The organism is Nocardia sp. NPDC004568 (genome assembly GCF_040609955.1).
Taxonomy (GTDB): Bacteria; Actinomycetota; Actinomycetes; order Mycobacteriales; family Mycobacteriaceae; genus Nocardia.
On record NZ_JBEXLL010000067.1, the window covers coordinates 1 to 19,030 of the forward strand.

18 protein-coding genes are annotated in these 19,030 nt (G+C 69.4%); 7 read left to right on the forward strand and 11 right to left on the reverse strand.

The window, feature by feature from the left end; genetic code table 11:
* Positions 1–78: 78 nt before the first annotated feature.
* Positions 79–1,590, reverse strand: a complete 1,512-nt coding sequence (locus ABZV91_RS25130; RefSeq protein ID WP_355246325.1) for a leucyl aminopeptidase — start codon at positions 1,588–1,590, stop codon at positions 79–81.
* 9 nt (positions 1,591–1,599) lie between these two features.
* On the reverse strand, positions 1,600–2,250 hold the full coding sequence (locus ABZV91_RS25135) for a helix-turn-helix domain-containing protein (RefSeq protein ID WP_355246328.1): 651 nt from the start codon (positions 2,248–2,250) through the stop codon (positions 1,600–1,602).
* Positions 2,251–2,496: 246 nt separating this feature from the next.
* Here ABZV91_RS25135 and ABZV91_RS25140 point away from each other — a divergent pair, with 246 nt between their 5' ends.
* The 3 genes from ABZV91_RS25140 to ABZV91_RS25150 all read left to right on the forward strand — a co-directional run bounded on the left by ABZV91_RS25140 (position 2,497) and on the right by ABZV91_RS25150 (position 5,504).
* Complete coding sequence (locus tag ABZV91_RS25140) at positions 2,497–3,108, forward strand: GNAT family N-acetyltransferase (protein ID WP_355246331.1); 612 nt, start codon at positions 2,497–2,499, stop codon at positions 3,106–3,108.
* An 85-nt stretch (positions 3,109–3,193) separates the two neighbouring features.
* On the forward strand, positions 3,194–4,288 hold the full coding sequence (gcvT, locus tag ABZV91_RS25145) for a glycine cleavage system aminomethyltransferase GcvT (protein ID WP_355246334.1): 1,095 nt from the start codon (positions 3,194–3,196) through the stop codon (positions 4,286–4,288).
* A 115-nt stretch (positions 4,289–4,403) separates the two neighbouring features.
* The gene (locus tag ABZV91_RS25150; protein WP_355246337.1) at positions 4,404–5,504 is read left to right on the forward strand and encodes a branched-chain amino acid aminotransferase; all 1,101 of its coding nucleotides are present in this window, start codon (positions 4,404–4,406) and stop codon (positions 5,502–5,504) included.
* 60 nt (positions 5,505–5,564) lie between these two features.
* On the opposite strand, the gene ABZV91_RS25155 is transcribed toward ABZV91_RS25150, so the two are convergent.
* From ABZV91_RS25155 to ABZV91_RS25180, 6 genes are all read right to left on the reverse strand, one after another.
* The gene (locus ABZV91_RS25155) at positions 5,565–6,278 is read right to left on the reverse strand and encodes an MBL fold metallo-hydrolase (RefSeq protein ID WP_355246340.1); all 714 of its coding nucleotides are present in this window, start codon (positions 6,276–6,278) and stop codon (positions 5,565–5,567) included.
* A 111-nt stretch (positions 6,279–6,389) separates the two neighbouring features.
* The gene (locus ABZV91_RS25160; protein ID WP_355246343.1) at positions 6,390–7,142 is read right to left on the reverse strand and encodes an adenosylcobinamide-GDP ribazoletransferase; all 753 of its coding nucleotides are present in this window, start codon (positions 7,140–7,142) and stop codon (positions 6,390–6,392) included.
* Between the two features lie 22 nt (positions 7,143–7,164).
* Positions 7,165–8,241, reverse strand: coding sequence for a nicotinate-nucleotide--dimethylbenzimidazole phosphoribosyltransferase (gene cobT / locus ABZV91_RS25165; protein WP_355246346.1), 1,077 nt, complete (start codon positions 8,239–8,241; stop codon positions 7,165–7,167).
* A gap of 173 nt (positions 8,242–8,414) precedes the next feature.
* Positions 8,415–9,047 carry a maleylpyruvate isomerase family mycothiol-dependent enzyme gene (locus ABZV91_RS25170; protein ID WP_355246417.1) on the reverse strand — a complete coding sequence of 211 codons (633 nt, stop codon included), beginning with the start codon at positions 9,045–9,047 and terminating at the stop codon, positions 8,415–8,417.
* A gap of 97 nt (positions 9,048–9,144) precedes the next feature.
* On the reverse strand, positions 9,145–9,681 hold the full coding sequence (locus tag ABZV91_RS25175; RefSeq protein WP_355246349.1) for a bifunctional adenosylcobinamide kinase/adenosylcobinamide-phosphate guanylyltransferase: 537 nt from the start codon (positions 9,679–9,681) through the stop codon (positions 9,145–9,147).
* 7 nt (positions 9,682–9,688) lie between these two features.
* Positions 9,689–10,330, reverse strand: a complete 642-nt coding sequence (locus ABZV91_RS25180; RefSeq protein ID WP_355246420.1) for a DUF3043 domain-containing protein — start codon at positions 10,328–10,330, stop codon at positions 9,689–9,691.
* A gap of 282 nt (positions 10,331–10,612) precedes the next feature.
* Here ABZV91_RS25180 and ABZV91_RS25185 point away from each other — a divergent pair, with 282 nt between their 5' ends.
* Positions 10,613–10,969, forward strand: a complete 357-nt coding sequence (locus ABZV91_RS25185) for an iron-sulfur cluster assembly accessory protein (RefSeq protein ID WP_030523898.1) — start codon at positions 10,613–10,615, stop codon at positions 10,967–10,969.
* 183 nt (positions 10,970–11,152) lie between these two features.
* Complete coding sequence (locus tag ABZV91_RS25190) at positions 11,153–12,124, forward strand: carbohydrate kinase family protein (RefSeq protein WP_355246353.1); 972 nt, start codon at positions 11,153–11,155, stop codon at positions 12,122–12,124.
* A gap of 73 nt (positions 12,125–12,197) precedes the next feature.
* Here the strand turns inward: ABZV91_RS25190 and asnB are convergent, their stop codons facing one another.
* Positions 12,198–14,141 (reverse strand): asparagine synthase (glutamine-hydrolyzing), encoded by a 1,944-nt coding sequence (gene asnB, locus ABZV91_RS25195; RefSeq protein ID WP_355246356.1) that lies wholly within the window; start codon positions 14,139–14,141, stop codon positions 12,198–12,200.
* A gap of 444 nt (positions 14,142–14,585) precedes the next feature.
* Between asnB and ABZV91_RS25200 the strand changes: the two genes are divergently transcribed.
* Together ABZV91_RS25200 and ABZV91_RS25205 are read left to right on the forward strand one after the other, a co-directional pair.
* Positions 14,586–15,572 (forward strand): cytochrome c oxidase subunit II, encoded by a 987-nt coding sequence (locus tag ABZV91_RS25200; RefSeq protein ID WP_355246423.1) that lies wholly within the window; start codon positions 14,586–14,588, stop codon positions 15,570–15,572.
* 13 nt (positions 15,573–15,585) lie between these two features.
* Positions 15,586–16,002, forward strand: coding sequence for a cytochrome c oxidase subunit 4 (locus ABZV91_RS25205; RefSeq protein WP_063036634.1), 417 nt, complete (start codon positions 15,586–15,588; stop codon positions 16,000–16,002).
* A 792-nt stretch (positions 16,003–16,794) separates the two neighbouring features.
* Here the strand turns inward: ABZV91_RS25205 and ABZV91_RS25210 are convergent.
* Positions 16,795–18,072: an FAD-binding oxidoreductase gene (locus tag ABZV91_RS25210; protein ID WP_355246359.1), complete on the reverse strand. Its 1,278-nt coding sequence runs from the start codon at positions 18,070–18,072 to the stop codon at positions 16,795–16,797.
* A gap of 114 nt (positions 18,073–18,186) precedes the next feature.
* The gene (locus tag ABZV91_RS25215) at positions 18,187–18,948 is read right to left on the reverse strand and encodes a sporulation protein (RefSeq protein ID WP_355246362.1); all 762 of its coding nucleotides are present in this window, start codon (positions 18,946–18,948) and stop codon (positions 18,187–18,189) included.
* Positions 18,949–19,030 lie beyond the last annotated feature (82 nt).

The following is a 19,030-nucleotide window of genomic DNA, read 5'->3' on the forward strand; positions in this document are numbered from 1 at the left end:
CGCGGGCCGGCGGCGCGACGCACTGTCCCGTTCCGGTTGCCGGAGCGGCCGGACGGCCGCCCGGCAAACCGCGGGCGGCTACTCGGCGGCGATGTCCTCCAGCACGGCGACGAGGGTGCGGACCGGGACGCCGGTGCCGCCCTTGCCGATGTAGCCGAAGGGGCCACCGGTGTTGTAGGCCGGGCCCGCGATATCGATATGGGCCCATTCGACCCCCTCGGGCACGAACTCCTTCAGGTACGTGCCCGCGACGAGCATGCCGCCCCACCGATGCGACGTCGCGTTGACCATATCGGCGACCTTGGAGTCCAGATCGGCGCGCAGCTCCTTGGGCAGCGGCATCGGCCAGCCGTGCTCGCCGACCTCCTGGGAGATCCGGGCCACCCGGTCGCGGAATTCGTCGGTACCCATCACGCCCGGGGTGCGGGTGCCCAGCGCCACCATCTGGGCCCCGGTGAGGGTGGCCACGTCGATGAGATAGTCCGGGTCGTCCTCACCGGCGCGGACCATGGCGTCGGCCAGGATGAGCCGGCCCTCGGCATCGGTATTGGTGACCTCGATGGTGGTGCCGCCGTACTGGGTGAGCACATCACCGGGGCGCTGGGCGGTACTCGACGGCATGTTCTCCGCCATCGGGACGGTCGCGATCACGGTCACCGGCAGACTCAGCCGCGCGGCGAGCAGGGTGGTCGCCACGACCGCGGCCGCCCCGGCCATATCCGAGGTCATGTTCTCCATGTTCGCGGCCGGTTTGATGGAGATACCGCCGGTGTCGAAGGTGATGCCCTTGCCGACCAGCGCGACTTTCCGGTCGCCGCCCCGATAGGTGAGCCGGACCAGGCGCGGCGGCCGCGACGATCCCTTGCCGACCCCCAGCACTCCACCGAAACCGCCTTCTTCCAGGGCTTTCTCGTCGAGTACCTCGACCTCCAGGCCGGCGCCCTCGGCCAGCACGGCGGTGCGGCGGGCGAATTCGGCCGGGTACAGATGACTCGGCGGGGTGTTGACGAAATCCCGCGCGGTGGCCACGGCTTCGGCGATGAGCTGGGCGCGCAGCAGCGCGTCGCCGCCGAATTCGGGTTCCGGGACGAGCAGTTCGACGCGGGCGGGCGGCGCGGCCTCCGGCTTCGGCGCGGATTTGGCGGAACGGAACGGCGTGAACGAATAGGCGCCGAGGTAGAAACCCTCCACCGCAGCGCCGATGTCCAGGCCGGACAGAGTGGTGACCGCCCGGGTGACCCCGGTCAGGGAGCGGGCCGCCACGCCGGCGCTGCGGCGGATCTGCTCGGCGTCGATCTCCGCGGCGCTGCCGAGGCCCACGGCCAGCACGCTGACGACGTCGTCCAGGCCGGCGGGGGCGGGGATCCGGACCAGCTGTTCGGCTTTGCCCGTGGCGCCGACCGCGGTCAACTGGTCGAGCAGCCGGCCGCGCACCTCGCTGTCGAGCACATCGCCGAAGAGGTCCTCGGGGACGAGGACGGGACCGTCATCGGTGGTGGCGAGGCCGACGACGAGGACATCGGTGCCGGGTTCGATGGTCTGGGTACGTGCCAATTCCGGTCCGAGCGGACGATCTGCGACTGCGGTCATGGCCCCAGGCTATTCGGTGGACCACCGGTGGCGTACCGCGACGCCGTCGAGCAGCATGTCCACCGCGTCGGTGAGCAGTTCGTCGAAATCGAGGTCGGGTGGGGGGCCGGTCGGGCCGAACGCCTTGTACAGGGCCGGGCGCGCGACGGGGTCGACGAGTGCGGCCACCCCGGCCGGCACTCCGGCCGCGTCCGGGCCGCCGATCCGGTCGGACCGTTCGGCGGTCCACACCAGGGCGAGGCCCTGCACCAGCGCGGAGTAGCTCAGATATGTCGAGATCAGTTGTGTCCGGGACAGGTCCGGTGTGTCGAGCGCGCTCAGCGTCCGTTCCAAGGTGTCGAACAGGGAGAGCCCCAGCGGCGGGCGGATCCGCGCCAGCACCGTGAGGATCCACGGATGCCGCCGGTAGATCTGCCATTCCTGCTGCGCCTCGTACCTGATCCGGGCCCGCCGGTCGGCCGGATGCGGCGGCGGTGGCGGGGTTTCGGCGAGGACGAGATCGGTCATCGCGACGAGTAGTTGTTCCCGATCGTCGAAATATCGGTACAGGGCGGCGGTGGCCACTCCCAGCTCGCCGGCCAGCCGGCGCATCGTCAGGCCGTCGGTGCCCGCACGGTCGGCCAGGTCGACCGCCGCGTGGGCGATCGTGAGTTTCGACAACCGCTGGGGTCGCGGCCGCGGTGGGGCGGCCGGTGCGCGGCGCCGGGCCCGGTAGGCGCGGGCCTGGCAGGAACGCGAACAGTATCGCCGCCGGCGGCCGCGGGCCGGTTGCCGCAGCACTCCACCGCATATCGCACACGCCGTCACGGTGCTATTCCATCACACGAAATACCGTGACGAAATGGTGGTTTTCCGCAGATGGAGCGCATAAGTTCGCTGGTGGTAACACCATTCACAGGAGGCGGTATGGGAACAGAACTGACCGTGCGGCGCGTCGGACCGAGTGATCTCGAACCGCTGACGGAAGCTTTCCGGAAGGCAACCCTGGACGAGGCGGTCACCGCGTGGATCCTGCGTGACTACCCGGTGGACCAGTTCCTCGACGAATGGGTGCCGCAGATCATCGACCGCGGCCTGCGCGACGACGAGATCTGGGTCGCCGGAAGCGACGGAGAGATCTGGGCGATCTCGATCTGGCAGAAGCTCACCTCCGCCGACCGGCTGATCGCCGAGGCCGAGACGATGCGGGGCCACGCGGAGCGGGCACCGGAAGTGCGGCCGCTGCAACGGTCGGCCTATGTGACCGAACTGCTGGCCCGGGAGCATCCGCGCAGGTTCCCGCACAGCTACCTGGAGCTGATCATCACGGTGCCGGAGTACCGCGGGGGAGGCGCGGGCGCGGCGATCCTCACCGAACGGACCCGGCAGTTCAGTGCGGCGGGGCTCCCGGCGTGCCTGGAGGCCAGCACCGAACGCTCGTCACGGCTCTACACCCGGCAGGGCTTCGTCCGCACCGGCGAAACCCACACCCTGCCGGAGGAGGGGCCCACGCTGATCCCCATGTGGTTCGAGGCCTGACCCGTCGATCCCGCCGCGGTGGCCGTCGGCCGGGCCCGGCGCGGTGTGATCCCGGCCCCGTCGGGCCCCGGGATAAGCTCGCCCGGTGAGTGACGCCGCGCTGCAACAGGGCCCTGTCCACGGAGTACATGTCGAACTCGGAGCCAAATTCGCCCCGTTCGGCGGCTGGGAGATGCCGGTCTCGTACGCGGGCACCGTGGCCGAGCACACCGCGGTGCGGGAAGCGGTGGGACTGTTCGACGTGAGTCATCTCGGGAAGGCGACCGTGCGCGGTGCGGGCGCGGCCGAATTCGTGAACTCCGCGCTCACCAACGACCTGGGCCGGATCGGGCCCGGGCGGGCGCAGTACACGCTGTGCTGCCACCCCGACGGGGGCGTGGTCGACGATCTCATCGCCTACTTCGTGCGCGACGACGAGATCTTCCTGGTGCCGAACGCGGCCAATACCGCCGCGGTGGTCCAGAAACTGGCGGCGGCCGCCCCGCCGGCCATCACGGTCACCGGCGAACACCGCGCCTACGGTGTCTTCGCCGTCCAGGGGCCGCGGTCCGCGGCGGTGCTCACCGCGCTGGGGCTGCCGGTGGACCTGTCCTATATGGCGTTCGCCGACGCGGACTGGTCGGGGCAGCAGGTGCGGGTGTGCCGGACCGGGTACACCGGTGAACACGGTTACGAGCTGCTGCCGCGCTGGGACGGCGCCGAGGCACTGTTCCGGGCCCTGGTCGAACAGGTGCGCGCGCTCGGTGGTCAGGTGGCCGGGCTCGGCGCCCGCGACACCCTGCGTACCGAGATGGGCTATCCGCTGCACGGGCACGAACTGTCCGCCGAGATCACGCCGGTGCAGGCGCGCGCGTCCTGGGCGGTGGGCTGGGCCAAACCGGATTTCTGGGGCAAGGCCGCGCTGGAAGCGGAACGGGCGGCCGGACCGCGTCGCACCCTGCTCGGCCTCGAGGCACTCGACCGCGGGATCCCGCGGGAGAACCAGGACGTGCTGCTCGACGGTGCGAAGGTCGGGGTGACCACCTCCGGGACCTTCTCGCCCACCAAGCAGGCCGGGATCGCGCTGGCGCTGCTGGATCCGGCGGTGAAGGTCGGTACCGAGGTCGCGGTGGACGTCCGCGGCCGGTCGCTGCGCTGCACGGTGGTGCGGCCGCCGTTCGTCGAGGCACGCACCAGCTGAGACGGCCGGGCCCGGTCACCGGGACCGGCGGTGGCGCGGCCGGTGCGAACCGGGCCCGGCGCGCGAGACGGACCACCGCGGATTCGGCGCGGGCCCAGGACATAGACTGCTGGTCATGACCGCTGCTGCACAGTTCGCCCGTATCCCTCATCCTGCGCCCACCCCGGCGCAGCGGGTACAGGAGATTCTGTCGGCCCCCGGTTTCGGCCGCTATTTCACCGACCATATGGTCACCATCGATTACACCGAGGCCGACGGCTGGACCAACGCGGTCGTGGAACCCTACGCCGCCCTGACCCTGGATCCGGCCACCATGGTGTTCCACTACGGCCAGGCGATTTTCGAAGGGCTCAAGGCCTATCGTCAGCCGGATGGGCAGGTCGCCTGTTTCCGGATCGACGCCAACGCGGCCCGGTTCCGCCGGTCCGCGCGCCGGATGGCGATGGCCGAACTACCCGACGAACTGTTCATCGAATCGGTGCGCCAACTGCTCGAAGTCGACGCGGAGTGGGTCCCCGCGGCGGGTGGCGAGGAGTCGCTCTACCTGCGGCCGTTCATGTTCGCCACCGAAGCGGGGCTGGGTGTCAAACCGGCCTCCGCCTATAAATACCTGCTGCTCGGCTCCCCGGCCGGTGCCTATTTCCCGCGCGGTGTGAAACCGGTGCGCGTCTGGCTGTCGACCGAGTACGTGCGGGCCGCGCCCGGCGGCACCGGTGAGGCCAAGGTGGCCGGCAACTACGCGGCCTCGCTGCTGGCGCAGGCCGAGGCCACCGCCAAGGGCTGTGATCAGGTGGTGTGGCTGGACGCGGTCGAACGCCGCTATGTCGAGGAGATGGGTACCAACAACCTGTTCTTCGTCTACGGCTCCGGTTCGGACGCGCGGCTGGTCACCCCGGAACTGTCCGGGTCGCTGCTGCCGGGTATCACCCGGGATTCGCTGCTGACCCTGGCGGCGGATTCCGGCTATCCGGTGACCGAACGCAAGATCTCCGTCGACGACTGGCGGGCCGGAGCGGAATCCGGCGAGATCACCGAGGTTTTCGCCTGCGGCACCGCGGCCGTGATCACCCCGGTCGGTTCCGTGTGCGGGCCCGACGGTGAATTCACCATCGGCGGCGGCGAGCCGGGCGAGGTGACCATGGCGCTGCGCGACACCCTCACCGGTATCCAGCGCGGTACCTTCGCCGATGTGCACCGGTGGATGCGGGTGCTCTGACCGGAAACCGCAGGTCACCCGGGTACCGGGCGCCGGGCCCGGTACCCGGGGTCGCGCCGGTCAGCCGGGCATGAGGGCGTGCCATTCGCCGAGCGACCGCGGCCGCAGCACATAGTTGTTGTCGCGGATCGTATCCAGGGAGGCGTGCGGGTCCGGGGAGTACCAGTGACCCGGGTAGACCTCCGGATTGATCGGCATATCCGCCAGGTAGCGCAGGCTGCGGAACATGGTGTCGGAGTCACCGCCGGGGAAATCGGTACGCCCGCAACCGTCGATGAACAGGGTGTCCCCGGCGATGAGCTTGTCGTCGACCAGGAAGCACTGACTGCCGGGGGTGTGGCCCGGGGTGTGTAAGAACTCGACCTCGAAGGCGCCGACACTCAGCTTGTCGCCGTGGCCGTGGCCGGTGAGCTCGCTCGGGGCGATACCGGTGACCTCGGCGACCCAGGTCTTCTCCTGATCGTTCACGTGCACGGGGACCGTGGTCTGCTCCAGCAGTTCCCGCACCCCGCGCAGGGTGAACCCCATCATGGTGCCGCCGATATGGTCCGGGTGATGGTGCGTGACGAGCACCCCGGACAGCTTCAGTCCGTCGTTCTCGGCGATATCGGCCAGATCACCGGCCGCGTAGGCCGGATCGACGACGACACATTCACCGGTGTCCCGGTCACCCACCAGATAGGCGAAATTGCGCATCTGCGTGGCGATCGGGTCCCCGACGGCGAAATCCCGGCCTGCCAGGAGTTGACGGAAGTAGAAGCGCTCGGCTGACATACCCCCACCTTATGGGGCGCGGCCGAGCGGTGAGACGCTGCGTTCGCAATAGTGAGGCCTGGCGACATCGGACCGGACCGGGCTTTGTGAACCAGATCGATCACAGGTGGCTCAGACAGCATTCGCGGCCAGGGCGAACCCCACGGCGGCCAGCGCGGTGGTGAGTTCCACCGCCGTCCCCAGGAGATCGCCCGAGAGACCGCCGATCCGGCGGACCGCGTGACCGACCAGCCCATTCGCGGCGGCCAGGGCCGCCAGTGCCACCAGCGGCCCGGCCCACGGCAGCTCCGGTATCGCGACGACCGCCGCTGCGGCGCCCGCCGCCGTCCAGCCGATAACCGCGGGCCGGGATTGGGTTCCGGCGACCATCGCGCCGAACCAGGCGCCGGGCGCGGGATCGAGACCGTGGCGGCAGGCGGCGACCACCGCGACCCGGCCCAGACCCACCGCCGCGACGACCGCTGCCCAATACCCGGCGCCCGCCAGCGCGGTGAACGCGCCCGCCTGGATGCCGGCTATCAGCACGATCGCGGCCACCCCGAACGGTCCGGCGCCACCGCTCTTCATCACTTCCCGGGCGCGCTCGGGCGACCCGTAGACCCCGAGACCGTCGAACGTGTCGGCCAGCCCGTCCAGATGCATACCCCGGGTCAGCAACGCCAGGGCCGCGACGGCGACGAATCCGGCGGCGATGCCCGTGGGCGCCAGCACCCAGAGCAGCCCCGCGGCGACCAGCCCGAGCCCGATCCCGGCGATCGGCGCCAGCGCGATGGCCCGGCCCGCCGCCCGCCGGTCCACCTCGCTCGGCCCACGCACCGGCAGGACGGTGAGCCAGGAGAAGGTCAGCCGCAGGGAAGTCAGCATCGCGCCCGGCTCGTCGCGGCGGTCATTTCCGCAGGTCCGGGATGGCTGCCGGTTCGGCGTCCGCGGTGCTGACTCCCGCATCGGCGAAGGTCGCCATCTCCGCGAGGACCGCGACGGCCGCGCGCAGGACGGGCAACGCGGTGAGTGCGCCCGAACCCTCCCCGAGACGCATGTCGAGATCCAGCACCGGGGTGAGTGCGAGTTTGCGCAACGCGTCGTTGTGCGCGGGTTCGGTGGACCGGTGGGCGGCCACCCACCACTTCACCGCACCGGCCGCCAGATCTTCGGCGATCAGCGCGGCCGCGGTGACGATCAGACCGTCGAGCAGTACCGGGGTCCGCCGGGCGGCGGCGCGGGCCAGGAAGCCGGTCATGGCGGCGATATCGGCGCCACCGGCGACGCGTAGCAGTTCGACACTGTCCCGGGCGACAGGCCGGGCCCGCCACATGGCATCGCGGACGGCGGCCACCTTGCGCATCCACCCGTGATCGTCGACACCCGTGCCCCGGCCGACCGCCCGCACCGGTTCGATACCGGTGAGGGTGGCGATGAGCGCGGTGGCGGGAGTGGTGTTGCCGATCCCCATATCCCCGGCGATCAGCAGATCGGCCCCGGCGTCGATCTCCTCGTCGGCGATGGCCGCACCGGCGGCGAGCGCGGTGGCGACCTCCTCGGAGGTGAGCGCGTCCGCGCGGTCGATCGCGCCACTGGACCGCCGCACCTTGTGGGCGCTCACCGCGGGATCGGTGTCGGCGTCCACCGCGATATCCACCACCCGCACGGTGGCCCCGGCGATCCCGGCCAGCGCGTTCACCGCGGCTCCGCCCGCCCGGAAGTTGGCGACCATCTGCGCCGTGACCTCACTGGGAAACGCCGAGACGCCGTGCCGCGCGACCCCGTGGTCACCGGCGAACACCACCACCCGCGCCTGTTCGAACTGTTTCGGCGGGCACACGCCCTGGCAGGCCGCCACCCAGTTGCCGAGCTCTTCCAGCCGTCCCAGCGAGCCGGGCGGTTTGGTCAGCGACGCCTGCCGCTGCTCGGCGGCCGCGCGGGCACCGGCATCCGGCGGGGGAACGGGTGCGAATCCCTCTGTCACTGTTCGAGCCTTCCGATCGGGTGCTGTCGCGGTGGCGCCGCGCCGGATCCGCTCCGGCGGACGGGTCCACCTTCCGGACAATATTGCCCGGTGCGCGGGGCCCGCCGTGAGGTACCCGGTCGACCCTCATTGTCCTGGGTCGGTGGCGATGGCGCGGGCAACCCGGTACGGCCTCAGACGCCTGTTCGCTCGCGCAGGGTGGGCACCCCCGGGCCGCCGAGTTCGGCACAGTATTCGGCGCGCCCGGCCATCGCCATCACCAGGGCGAGCGTGCTGCCCCGCACCGACGGACCGGTGCCGGTGTCGAACGGCCCGTCGGTCGCCCGCAGGTGCAGACCCGCGATGGCGGTGCGGCCGGAAACCGTGAAATCGCGGGCGGCGAAGAACCGGGCGACCTCGATCACCGAGGAGAGCGCGGGGGCTCCGGGTAGTCCGAGCGGGCGCCGGATATCGGTGCCGTGCACCACGACTTCGCCGAGCCAGGCCGCAGTGTGCCCCGACGGCGCCGCCGTGCTCGGGACGGCCGCGCGGAACCGCTCGAGCGTCTCGGCCGGACCGGTTCCGAGATGTTCCCGCAGGCGCCGCTGATTGTGCAGGTCGGCGTCGAAGCGGGCACCGATCATGCTGCGGATCCAGCGCAGGCGCCCGGTGCTCGCGGCCGCGGTGAGATGGGCGACGACCTCCCGCACCGACCACTGTCCACAGAGGGAGGGCGCCGACCACTGCGCGGGGGTGAGGTCGGCGAGTTCGTCGGCCAGGGCGGCCCGTTCCCGATGGATCGCCGCCCAGATATCGGCGCGGGGCATGGTCTGCACCGCACGATTCAAGCACCGGGCTCCGACAAGAGGAGCGGCGGACAGACCGGGCGTCCGCGGCAGGGGTACGGCGGTATCCGCGCCGGGCTCATTTCAGGCGCAGTGGCAGTCCGGCGACCACGAGGAAAGCCTCGTCACAGATCTGGGCCAGCCGCTGGTTCAGCGTGCCGATCTCGTCGCGGAACACACGCCCCGAGCGGGTCGCGGGAATCACCCCGAGACCGACCTCCGGGGTGACGAGCACCAACCGGCCGCGATAGCCGGCGACGGCGTCGACGAGACCATCGGTATCCGGGCCGATCGTGCCGCGGGGGGCGTCCCAGCCGGCGCGGGCGTCGAGCCGGGCGGTCAGCCAGGTACCGATATCGTCGACCAGGGTGGCGCCGGGGTGAGCGAGGCGCAGTTCGGCCGCCGGGTCGGCGGCGTCGATCACCGTCCAGTCGGCGGGGCGGCGGGCCCGGTGCGCGGCGATCCGGTCGGCGAAATCGGTATCCGCGGGATCGGGGATCGCGGTCGCCAGATAGCGCACCGCGCCGCCGGTGACGAGACCTTCGGCGAACGCGGATTTCCCCGAGCGCGCACCGCCGAGTACCAGGGTGCGCTGTCCAGGGGTGGAGACGGGCACCCGTGGATCAGATCGCGTCGCCGGGGGAGACCCGCGGCTTCGGCGCGCGCATCTTGCGCATCTGCGAGGCGCGCACGAACGCGTACCAGCCGAGCCGGAACCCCGTATCGGTGGATTTCGGGAACCGCTCGCGCACCCGGCGGTTGACGATCCGGCCGAGCAGGAAGCCCTCGGCCATCATGAACACCATCATGACCAGCATGGCCAGCGTGATGATCGACTGCCACGCGGGAGCCGCGAACATGGACAGGATCAGCAGCAGCGCCATCGGCATGAACAGGCCGACCAGATTGCGGCGGCCGTCGACGATATCGCGCACGAACGCGCGCACCGGACCCTGATCGCGGGGCAGTAGGTATTTGTCCTCGCCCGCGAGCATTCGGGCGCGACGGTCCTGGGCGGCGGCGCGACGCTCGGCGGAGGCCGCCTTACGCTCTTCCTTGGAACCGCGGGTCTCCTTGCGGCGGGCGCGCGCTTCCTTCGATGTCATGGGAGGCGGGGCGACCGGGCCGCGGCGCCTGCCCTCGGCTTCGCGCCGACTCGGGGTGGGCCGGCCCTTGCCTGCCGTGGGCGCGGCCTTGCCCGGGGCCGCGTCGGCCTCGGTGGCGCTCGCGGTGGCGGTCGCGGCCCGCGAGCCGTCAGCGGACACGTCGGTACCGCTGGGCTCACCGCGTCGGAACAACTTCACGGTAACCAGGCTAATCGGTCACTCACCCCGGCCGTGAACGGGGCGGTGGCCGGGGTGCGGCCGGTCACCCGCCGGGACGGTAGTGGCCCGGCTCACCCGGACATGGCGCTCAGTGTTGTACGGGTGGTGTGGCCACGGGCCCCGGAGATGGCAAGATGGGGAATAGCAGCCCGTCCGAGGGTGTTGTGACACCCGGAACCGTGCGCTGTTCACGGACCGACCACGCTGTCCATAGGAGAGTTCATGAGTGTGCAGAACGACACCGCCACCACCACCCACGGTGTGCAACTGACCGATGCTGCCGCGGGCAAGGCCAAGGCGCTGCTCGATCAGGAGGGCCGGGACGACCTCGCGCTGCGGATCGCGGTGCAGCCGGGCGGCTGCGCGGGTCTGCGTTACCAGCTCTTCTTCGACGATCGCACCCTCGACGGCGACCTGACCGCGGAATTCGGCGGCGTCACCCTGACCGTCGACCGGATGAGCGCACCGTACGTCCAGGGTGCGGCGATCGACTTCGTCGACACGATCGAGAAGCAGGGCTTCACCATCGACAACCCCAACGCCACCGGCTCCTGCGCCTGCGGCGACTCCTTCAACTGAGTGTTCCCGGGCCGGTGACAGCGCCGGCCCGGCCTTCTGGATACATCCGGGTTACGTGACCATTACATGTCACGAGGCCGGTTACGACACGTAGTCGTAGCCCCGGCGAATTGATACGGTGAACCCGGGGGCAAGGCCCCGTTCACTTTCTTGTTCGCGCTGATTCCGAAGGGGCCGACCTACGTGTCCATAGCTGTATCCGCATCCATCGCGACCGACCACCTCATGCGTTTCTCCGGCCGATTCGCCGATGTGCTGCTGCCCGATCAGCTCGAGCATGTCTCGCTGAGTTTCCTCGTCGACGACCTGGTGATCCGCCGTGGTGGGGTCGCCGGCAACATCGCCTACGCCATGGGTCTGCTGAAGCAGTCGCCGCTGCTCATCGGCTCGGTGGGGCGTGATTTCGACGAGTACCGGCAGTGGCTGGAGTCCCACGGTGTCGACTGCTCGGTGGTCCGGGTGTCCGAGTCCGCGCACACCGCCCGGTTCGTCTGCACCACCGATGAGGACATGGCCCAGCTCGCCTCGTTCTATCCCGGCGCGATGAGCGAAGCGGGGGATATCTCGCTCATGGCGCTGGCCGAGGAACGGAAACTCGACCTGGTCCTGGTCGGTGCGAACGATCCCGAGGCGATGCTGCGGCATACCGCCGAATGCCGGGAACTGGGTGTGCCCTTCGCCGCCGATCCGTCCCAGCAGCTGGCGCGCCTGGACGGCGACCAGGCGGTCCAGCTCATCGAGGGCAGCGCCTACCTGTTCACCAACGAATACGAATGGGGCCTGCTCAAGCAGAAGACCGGTCTCACCGAGGACGAGATCGCCACCCGGGTCGGGGTGCGGGTCACCACCCTCGGCAAGAACGGTGTGCTGGTGGTCGATACCGACGGCAGCCAGGTACGCGTCGAGGCCGTGCCGGAGAACGCCAAGGTGGATCCGACCGGCGTCGGCGACGCGTTCCGGGCCGGCTTCCTCACCGCCCACGCCGCCGGCCTGAGCCTCGAACGCGCGGCGCAGCTCGGCTCGCTGGTCGCGGTACTCGTGCTGGAGACGGTGGGCACCCAGGAATGGACCCTCGACGCCGATGCCGCGCTCAAACGGCTCGGCGAGGCATACGGCGCGGAGGCGGCCGCCGAGATCGAGCCGCTCCTGCGCTGAACGGTCGCGTCGACGGAACGCACGAGGGCCCCGCTCATCGGGATGAGCGGGGCCCTCGGTGTTCGCGGGGCTACTAGACGTGGACCGGATAGGTGGGCTCGGCGATCTCCGGCTTGATCCGTTCCTCCACGAAGATCCCGTGCCAGATCATGAACACCAGCAGGGTCCACAGACGGCGGCTGTGATCGGAATCCCCGGCCCGGTGCGCGTCGAGCATGGCGGTGACGGCGCCCTTGTCCAGCAGGTGATCGGTCTGCGATTCGGCGATCTGCTGCCGGGCCCAGTCATAGAGTTCGGTCCCGCGCAGCCAGTGCCGCAGCGGCACCGGGAACCCGAGCTTCGCGCGGTGCAGCACATGACCCGGCACGATGCCCTCGAGCGCCTGCCGTAGCGCGTACTTGGTGGTGTCCTTGGTGATCTTCTGCTCCAGCGGGATCTGCTCGGCCACCCGGAAGACCTCGGAGTCCAGGAACGGCACCCGCAGTTCCAGCGAATTCGCCATGGTGATCTTGTCGGCCTTGACCAGGATGTCGCCGCGCAACCAGGTGAACAGATCCAGATGCTGCATCCGGGCCACCGGGTCCCAGCCGGCCGACCGGTCGTAGATCGCGGCGGTGACGTCCTGATGCGTCCACTCCGGACGGAACTCCCGCAGCACCGACCGCAGCTGGGCGTCGCTGAAACTGCGGGCGTTCCCGTAGTACCGCTGCTCCAGCGACAGCGAACCCCGGTGCAGCAGACTCTTGCCGCGGGTGCCGTCCGGGATCAGGTCGGAGACCTTGCCGGCCAGCCGGCGCAGACCGCGGGGCAGTTTCTCGAACGGCGCCAGCGAGAGCGGCTCCCGGTAGATGGTGTAGCCGCCGAACAGTTCGTCGGCGCCTTCGCCGGAGAGCACCACCTTCACGTGCTTACGCGCCTCTTTGGCGACGAAGTACAGCGGCACCAGCGCCGGATCGGCCACCGGGTCGTCGAGGTACCAGACGATCTCCGGGATGGCGGCGGCGAACTCCGCCGGGGAGACGACCTTGACGATATGCCGGGCCCCGATCGCGGCCGCGCTCTCCGCGGCCACATCGACCTCGGAATAGCCCTCCCGCTCGAAACCGGTGGTGAAGGTGATCAGGTTCGGGTTGTGCCGCATGGCCAGCGCCGCGACGGCCGTGGAGTCGATACCGCCGGACAGGAACGAACCGACGGTGACATCGGCGCGCATATGTTTGGCGACCGAATCCTCGAGCGCCGCCGCGATCTCCCGGTACCGGGCCTGCTCGGAGCCCGCGGCGAAGGGCCGGACGCCGAACCCCGGGACGAAATAGCGGGTGATCTCCGGCTGCGTCCCCGGACGGACGACCGCGTAGCTGCCCGATTCCAGCCGGCGGATACCGGCATGCAGCGTCTCCGGCTCCGGGACGTACTGCAGCACGGTGTAGTGCTCGAGCGCCCGGTGGTCGAGGGATTCGTCCAGGCCGAGATCGGGCAGCAGCTCCAGCAGGCTCTTCTTCTCGCTGCCGAACGCCGTACCGCCCGGACCGGTGGCCAGGAACAGCGGTTTGATACCGAACGGGTCGCGCGCGAGGAACAGCTCCCGGGTCCGGGTGTCCCAGATCGCGAAGCCGAACATGCCGCGCAGCCGCCGGACCGCCTCCGGGCCCCAGTAGTGGAAGGCCGCGACGATGGCCTCGCCGTCGCCCTCGGTCGCGAACATGGGTTCGTCACCGAATTCGGCCGCGTGCTCGCGGGCCAGTTCTTCGCGCAGCTCCAGATAGTTGTAGATCTCGCCGTTGAAGGTCAGCGCGTACCGCTGCCGGTCATCGGCCGGACCCCAGCGCAGCGGCTGATGCGAATGCTCGATATCGATGATCGACAACCGGTTGAAACCGAAGATCAGCTGGTCGTCGTGCCAGGTGCCGCGCTCGTCCGGCCCGCGGTGCCGCACACAGTGCAGCGCGTCGTATACCCGCTGCACCGTTTCCGGCGCTGCGGTATCGGACGTCAGAAATCCGAGCAGTCCACACACTGCGGCGCTAACCTCGTTTCCACTGGTCGGGGATCCGCGCGCGGGGGAGCCGGCGCGGCGGGCGAAATCTAGTGTCCGAGTATGCCGCACGTATCGATTCCCCGTGCGATACACCTCCGTCCGGCCGATCCGCCACCATACGGAGTGTCGGAGCCGACCCGACGGCATACCGGACGCGTGTTTGGTCTACGCTGCGTAGTACTCGGACTGCTCCGGGTGGTGTCGCGCGGTGCGCGGAGCCGCCCGGGAAGCCCGAACCAGCTGTTTGTCAGTATCCCCGCCGGCGGCTCCCGCCCCGGGGATGCGGTGTCGGAATGTGTGGCGACCAGGAAGGCGTTGAGCGTGGCGCACAAGGCGAGCGACGAGATCGGGGCACGGCCTGCCCGGCGGCGGGGTCGTGTCCTGCGGCGGGCCGGGCTGGCGGTATCCCTCGGGATCACCACCATGCTCGTATCCGGCTGCTCGATCGACAATGTGTGGTTGCGGTTCGGCTGGCCCTCGGGTGTCACCCCGCAGGCGCACCGGATGCGGGAACTGTGGACCTGGTCGGTGGTCGCCGCTCTCATCATGGGTGTGCTGGTCTGGGGTCTGACCTTCTGGACCGTGGTCTTCCACCGCAAGAAGAAGAATTCGCCGGAGTTCCCCCGGCAGACCGGCTACAACGTGCCGCTCGAACTGACCTACACCGCGATTCCCTTCGTCATCATCGCGGTGCTGTTCTACTTCACCGTGGTCGTACAGAACTACGTGCACGAGAAGGTCGACAACCCGGATGTGGTCGTCGACGTCACCGCGTTCCAGTGGAACTGGAAGTTCGGCTACCGCGATGTCGACCTGAAGAACGGGTTCACCTACAACGGTGTCGACACCGTGCGTGAGGACGCCAATCAGCAGCAGCTGAAGGAGTACGCCGACCGCACCAACGAAGAGGGTCATCCGCAGCCCGGCCCGGTGCACGGCCGTCCCGAGAACGACATCCTCTCCTACCTGCACTACAACAAGATCGAAACGATCGGCAGCAGCAGCGAGGTCCCCGTCCTCGTGCTCCCGACCGGCAAGGTGATCGAGTTCCAGCTCGCCGCCGCGGACGTCATCCACGCGTTCTGGGTTCCGGAGTTCCTCTTCAAGCGGGACGTCATGCCGAACCCCAAGGAGAACAACTCCGACAATGTCTTCCAGATCAGCGAGATCGACCGGGAAGGCGCGTTCGTGGGCCGCTGCGCGGAAATGTGCGGCACGTTCCACTCGATGATGAACTTCGAGGTCCGCGCCGTCTCGCCGGACAAGTTCCAGCGCTACATCCAGGCGCGGGAATCGGGTATGACCAATGCCGCCGCGCTCGAGTCCATCGGTGAGTCGCCGGTGGCCACCTCGACCCAGCCGTTCAACACCGATCGCACGGTCAAGACCGACACCACCGAAAGCAAGTGAGGACTGATCTGAGATGAGGATCGAAGCACGGCTGTTCGAACTGCTCACGGTGTTCTTCATTCTCGTGGGCGTCATCTACGGCTTCTTCACCGCCCAGTCGCGGACCGGTATCGAATGGGCCGGTACCACGGCGATCGTGCTGACCGCCGGCCTGTCGCTGATCATCGGCACCTATTTCCGCTTCGTCGCCCGCCGGCTCGACCTGCGTCCGGAGGACTACGAGGACGCCGAGATCGTGGACGGCGCCGGCGACCTGGGCTTCTTCTCGCCCGGTAGCTTCTGGCCCATTCTGCTGGCCGGTGCCGCCTCGGTGACGGCCCTGGGCTTCGCCTTCTTCGAGCCGTGGCTGCTCGGCCTCGGCGTGATCCTGGTTCTGACCGCCGCCGGTGGCCTGGTCTTCGAGTACTACCTGGGCCCCGAGAAGCACTGAGCCGGGCGCGGCGCATCCGGCGCCGGTCACCGCATGAGCAAACCCCGCTGAACTGACCTCCGGGCAGCGGGGTTTTTCGCGCTTCGTGGGTGGCGGTCTCCCGCGATGGGCGGTCGGCCGTCCATAGATCGGTGACCATTGAGCACCTACAGTGAAGTGAGCCCGCCCACGTCGACCAAGACGTAGGTCGGCACGCCCTCAGGAGTTACCCGCAGCGGCGGGGTGGCTGGGCGTCTGCCGTTCGTAGAGCGACGAACGGTGAGCATGATGGTGGGTGTCGGCCCGCCCGTGCTCGGCCGGGCACACGACCGCAACGCCTTCCGCCTACTCCGGATGATCAGCGGCCCCGTGGGCCCGTCCCCTCCGGCTTCTGGAGCGTGTGCAGCAGACAGGTCCAGAGAACGGTGACCATAGGACTTACAGTGACGTGAGCCTCCCCGGGCCGGTCGAGGCGCACGACAGCATGCACCTTCCGTCTTTTCCGGGATGGTCCATCTCCGTGGTTGGGGCCGTCCCCGATTCTGGACTGACGCAGCGACTGAGCGTGTGTAGCAGACAGCCCAGAGAACGGTGACCATAGAGGACTTACAGTGACGTGAGCCTCCCCAGGCCGGTCGAGGCGCACGACAGCATGCACCTTCCGTCTATTCCGGATGGTCTACCTCCATGGTCGGGGCCCGCCCCCGATTCTGGACTGACGGAGGGAAGGAGCGCAGCGACTGAGCGGAGGAGGGAAGAATCGGGGTCACAAGGCCCCGACCCGCGCGCCGGAGGCGCGCAAATAGATACAGCTCAGTCGACGGATTCGTAGCGCATGCTGTTCTCCGAGTGGCAGATCTCCTCGATACCGGTGACGATATCGCGCAGCTGCTCCGACGGCAGGGCATGCGGGCGGAGCCGGCAGGTGAAGGTGATCAGGCCGTGGTCGGTGGCGGGCAGGTTGTTGGCGGCGGATTCGGCTCGCAGGTACGGCGAGCGCACCCCGTAGGTCATGGCCGAGATCACGGTGAAGCAGCCGGTGCGTTCCCGGTGGCCGTTGAACAGATCGTGCAGCCGGTAGAACACCGAGGTGTAGTTGGACAGCGGGGCGAATACGCCCACGCGGTAGGCCGGGCCGCGCTCGGAGGAACTGATCACCGTATCGGCGAGGTACTCGGCGTCGCGCAGGGTCAGGATCTTGGGGGTGAACATCACGGCGCCCGCGGCGGCGTTGCGGACCGGCATACCGGCCTTACCTGGGGTCGCCGAGGCGATGGCGCCCAGCGATTTCCGGGCCCGGCTACCGACCTCACGGCGAGCGCGCAGGGAGCGGGTGGGCGCGGTGGGGTAGAGGCTGGACCACTGGCCGAACCGCACCGTGCCGAGCTGCACCTGACCGGCGATCACGGGGCGCGACACCTTCAGCGGGGCGGTATCCACCCAGCGGCCCACCTGCAGCACCGCGTCCCGGGGACGGGTGACCTCGGCGTAGGCATAGTCGACGAAGCTGTCGAAATCAAGGAAGCGGTGCGAATCGGTGGACAACCAGGTGTTGTCCTTGTCCACCTGCACGGTGTCGAGGGTGAGCGCGGTGATGATGCCCGCCCGGCCACCGGCACCCAGGATGCGATGGAACCGCTCGGTGTGATGGGTGCGCCCGCAGGTGCCGATCCGGCCGTCGGTATCCACGTATTCGAGGTCGACGATCTGATCGATGAACAGGCCGTGGCGGTGCGAGGCGGTGCTCACCCCGCCCACCGAGGCGAACCCGCCCGCGGTGATGTCCCGGTGATCGCCGACCACCGGCAGCCCCAGCCCGTGCGCGCCGAGCCGCCGGTCGATATCGGACAGCCGCGCCCCCGCCTGGACCCGCACCGTCCGGCGGCCCAGATTCAGGTCGACGATCGCGTTCATCCGGCGCAGCGAGACCACCGTCTGCTGGTCGGGCAGGGTGAGGCCGTCGGTGGCGGGATCACCCCCGTGAACGGTGAGCGGCCTGGAGCGGTCCCGGGAATTCCGCACGGTGCGAACGACATCCGCGGTGTCGCGAGGCAGATACTCGGTAGGAGAAACGATGTGCGGCGTGCTCATGGCCGAAAGCTAACCACAGCTGGGCTGCCGTGGCGATACTGGGTTTTGGAGGGGTTGTTCGGCGCCGGCGGGGGAGCGGCCGGTTGCCGCGGTGTGCGGTGGGGTAGCTCGGGCTCAGGCCAGGCCGTGGAGCCGCCGGCCGATCACCTCGACCCAGTCCACCTGCTCGAATGTGGCGAAATCGACTCGGATCGTATCCATCACATCGCGGCCGGGTGCGAAGAGCGCGGCGCGTTTGTCGGCCTCGATGACCACGTACATTCCGTGCCGGTCGGCCAGGAAGGTCACTTCGAGCTGGTTCAGGCGCGGGAAGCGCGGTGACGGGCCGAACTCGATCTCCTGGAAGAACGGCAGCGAATGCGGGACCCGGTCCACCCGGCCGGCTTCCACATCGGCGTGCCGCAGGCCGAACCCCCAGGCTTCCACCGCCGCCAGCACCACATGCTGGGGCGGCAGCGCACCCACACCGATGGGGTCGGTATCGGTGGCGTCGAAACCGCCGTCCACATCCACCCGGGTGCGGACGGCCACGGCGGTTCCGTGCAGATGGCGGCCGTTGTAGAAGGTGATGGGCGTTTCCCACGGAGTGAGCAGTTCGAACCGGCCCTCCAGCGGATATCCGGGCAGCAGTTCGAACGGGCCGAACACCGGCTGCCGGGCGAAGGCCGTGTCCACCAGCGCCTCGCCGTCGTCGTACTCGCGTTCGGCCCGGGTGATCAATTCCACCGCGACGCCCTTCACCCGGACCGGCCGATCGTGACAGCGCATCCGGATGATCCCGTGCACCGGCTGCCCGGGCTGCACCCCGGGCGTGGACAATTCGGTCTCCACCTCGGCGGTCTGCGCACCCAGCGCACCCAGCAGTGTCTTGAACATCGAAAGCTCCTCCCGGCCCCGCCCGCACGTTCTCCCACCGCCGTGCCTCGGCTCCACAGCGTAGACGTAAAGACCCGTCCGC

Coding starts and splice junctions, on each gene's coding strand:
- ABZV91_RS25130 (WP_355246325.1), bottom strand. CDS start 1,590: ATGACCGCAGTCGCAGATCGTCCGCTCGGACCGGAATTGGCACGTACC.
- ABZV91_RS25140 (WP_355246331.1), top strand. CDS start 2,497: ATGGGAACAGAACTGACCGTGCGGCGCGTCGGACCGAGTGATCTCGAA.
- ABZV91_RS25150 (WP_355246337.1), top strand. CDS start 4,404: ATGACCGCTGCTGCACAGTTCGCCCGTATCCCTCATCCTGCGCCCACC.
- ABZV91_RS25155 (WP_355246340.1), bottom strand. CDS start 6,278: ATGTCAGCCGAGCGCTTCTACTTCCGTCAACTCCTGGCAGGCCGGGAT.
- ABZV91_RS25160 (WP_355246343.1), bottom strand. CDS start 7,142: ATGCTGACTTCCCTGCGGCTGACCTTCTCCTGGCTCACCGTCCTGCCG.
- ABZV91_RS25170 (WP_355246417.1), bottom strand. CDS start 9,047: ATGCCCCGCGCCGATATCTGGGCGGCGATCCATCGGGAACGGGCCGCC.
- ABZV91_RS25185 (WP_030523898.1), top strand. CDS start 10,613: ATGAGTGTGCAGAACGACACCGCCACCACCACCCACGGTGTGCAACTG.
- ABZV91_RS25200 (WP_355246423.1), top strand. CDS start 14,586: ATGCTCGTATCCGGCTGCTCGATCGACAATGTGTGGTTGCGGTTCGGC.
- ABZV91_RS25205 (WP_063036634.1), top strand. CDS start 15,586: ATGAGGATCGAAGCACGGCTGTTCGAACTGCTCACGGTGTTCTTCATT.
- ABZV91_RS25210 (WP_355246359.1), bottom strand. CDS start 18,072: ATGAGCACGCCGCACATCGTTTCTCCTACCGAGTATCTGCCTCGCGAC.
- ABZV91_RS25215 (WP_355246362.1), bottom strand. CDS start 18,948: ATGTTCAAGACACTGCTGGGTGCGCTGGGTGCGCAGACCGCCGAGGTG.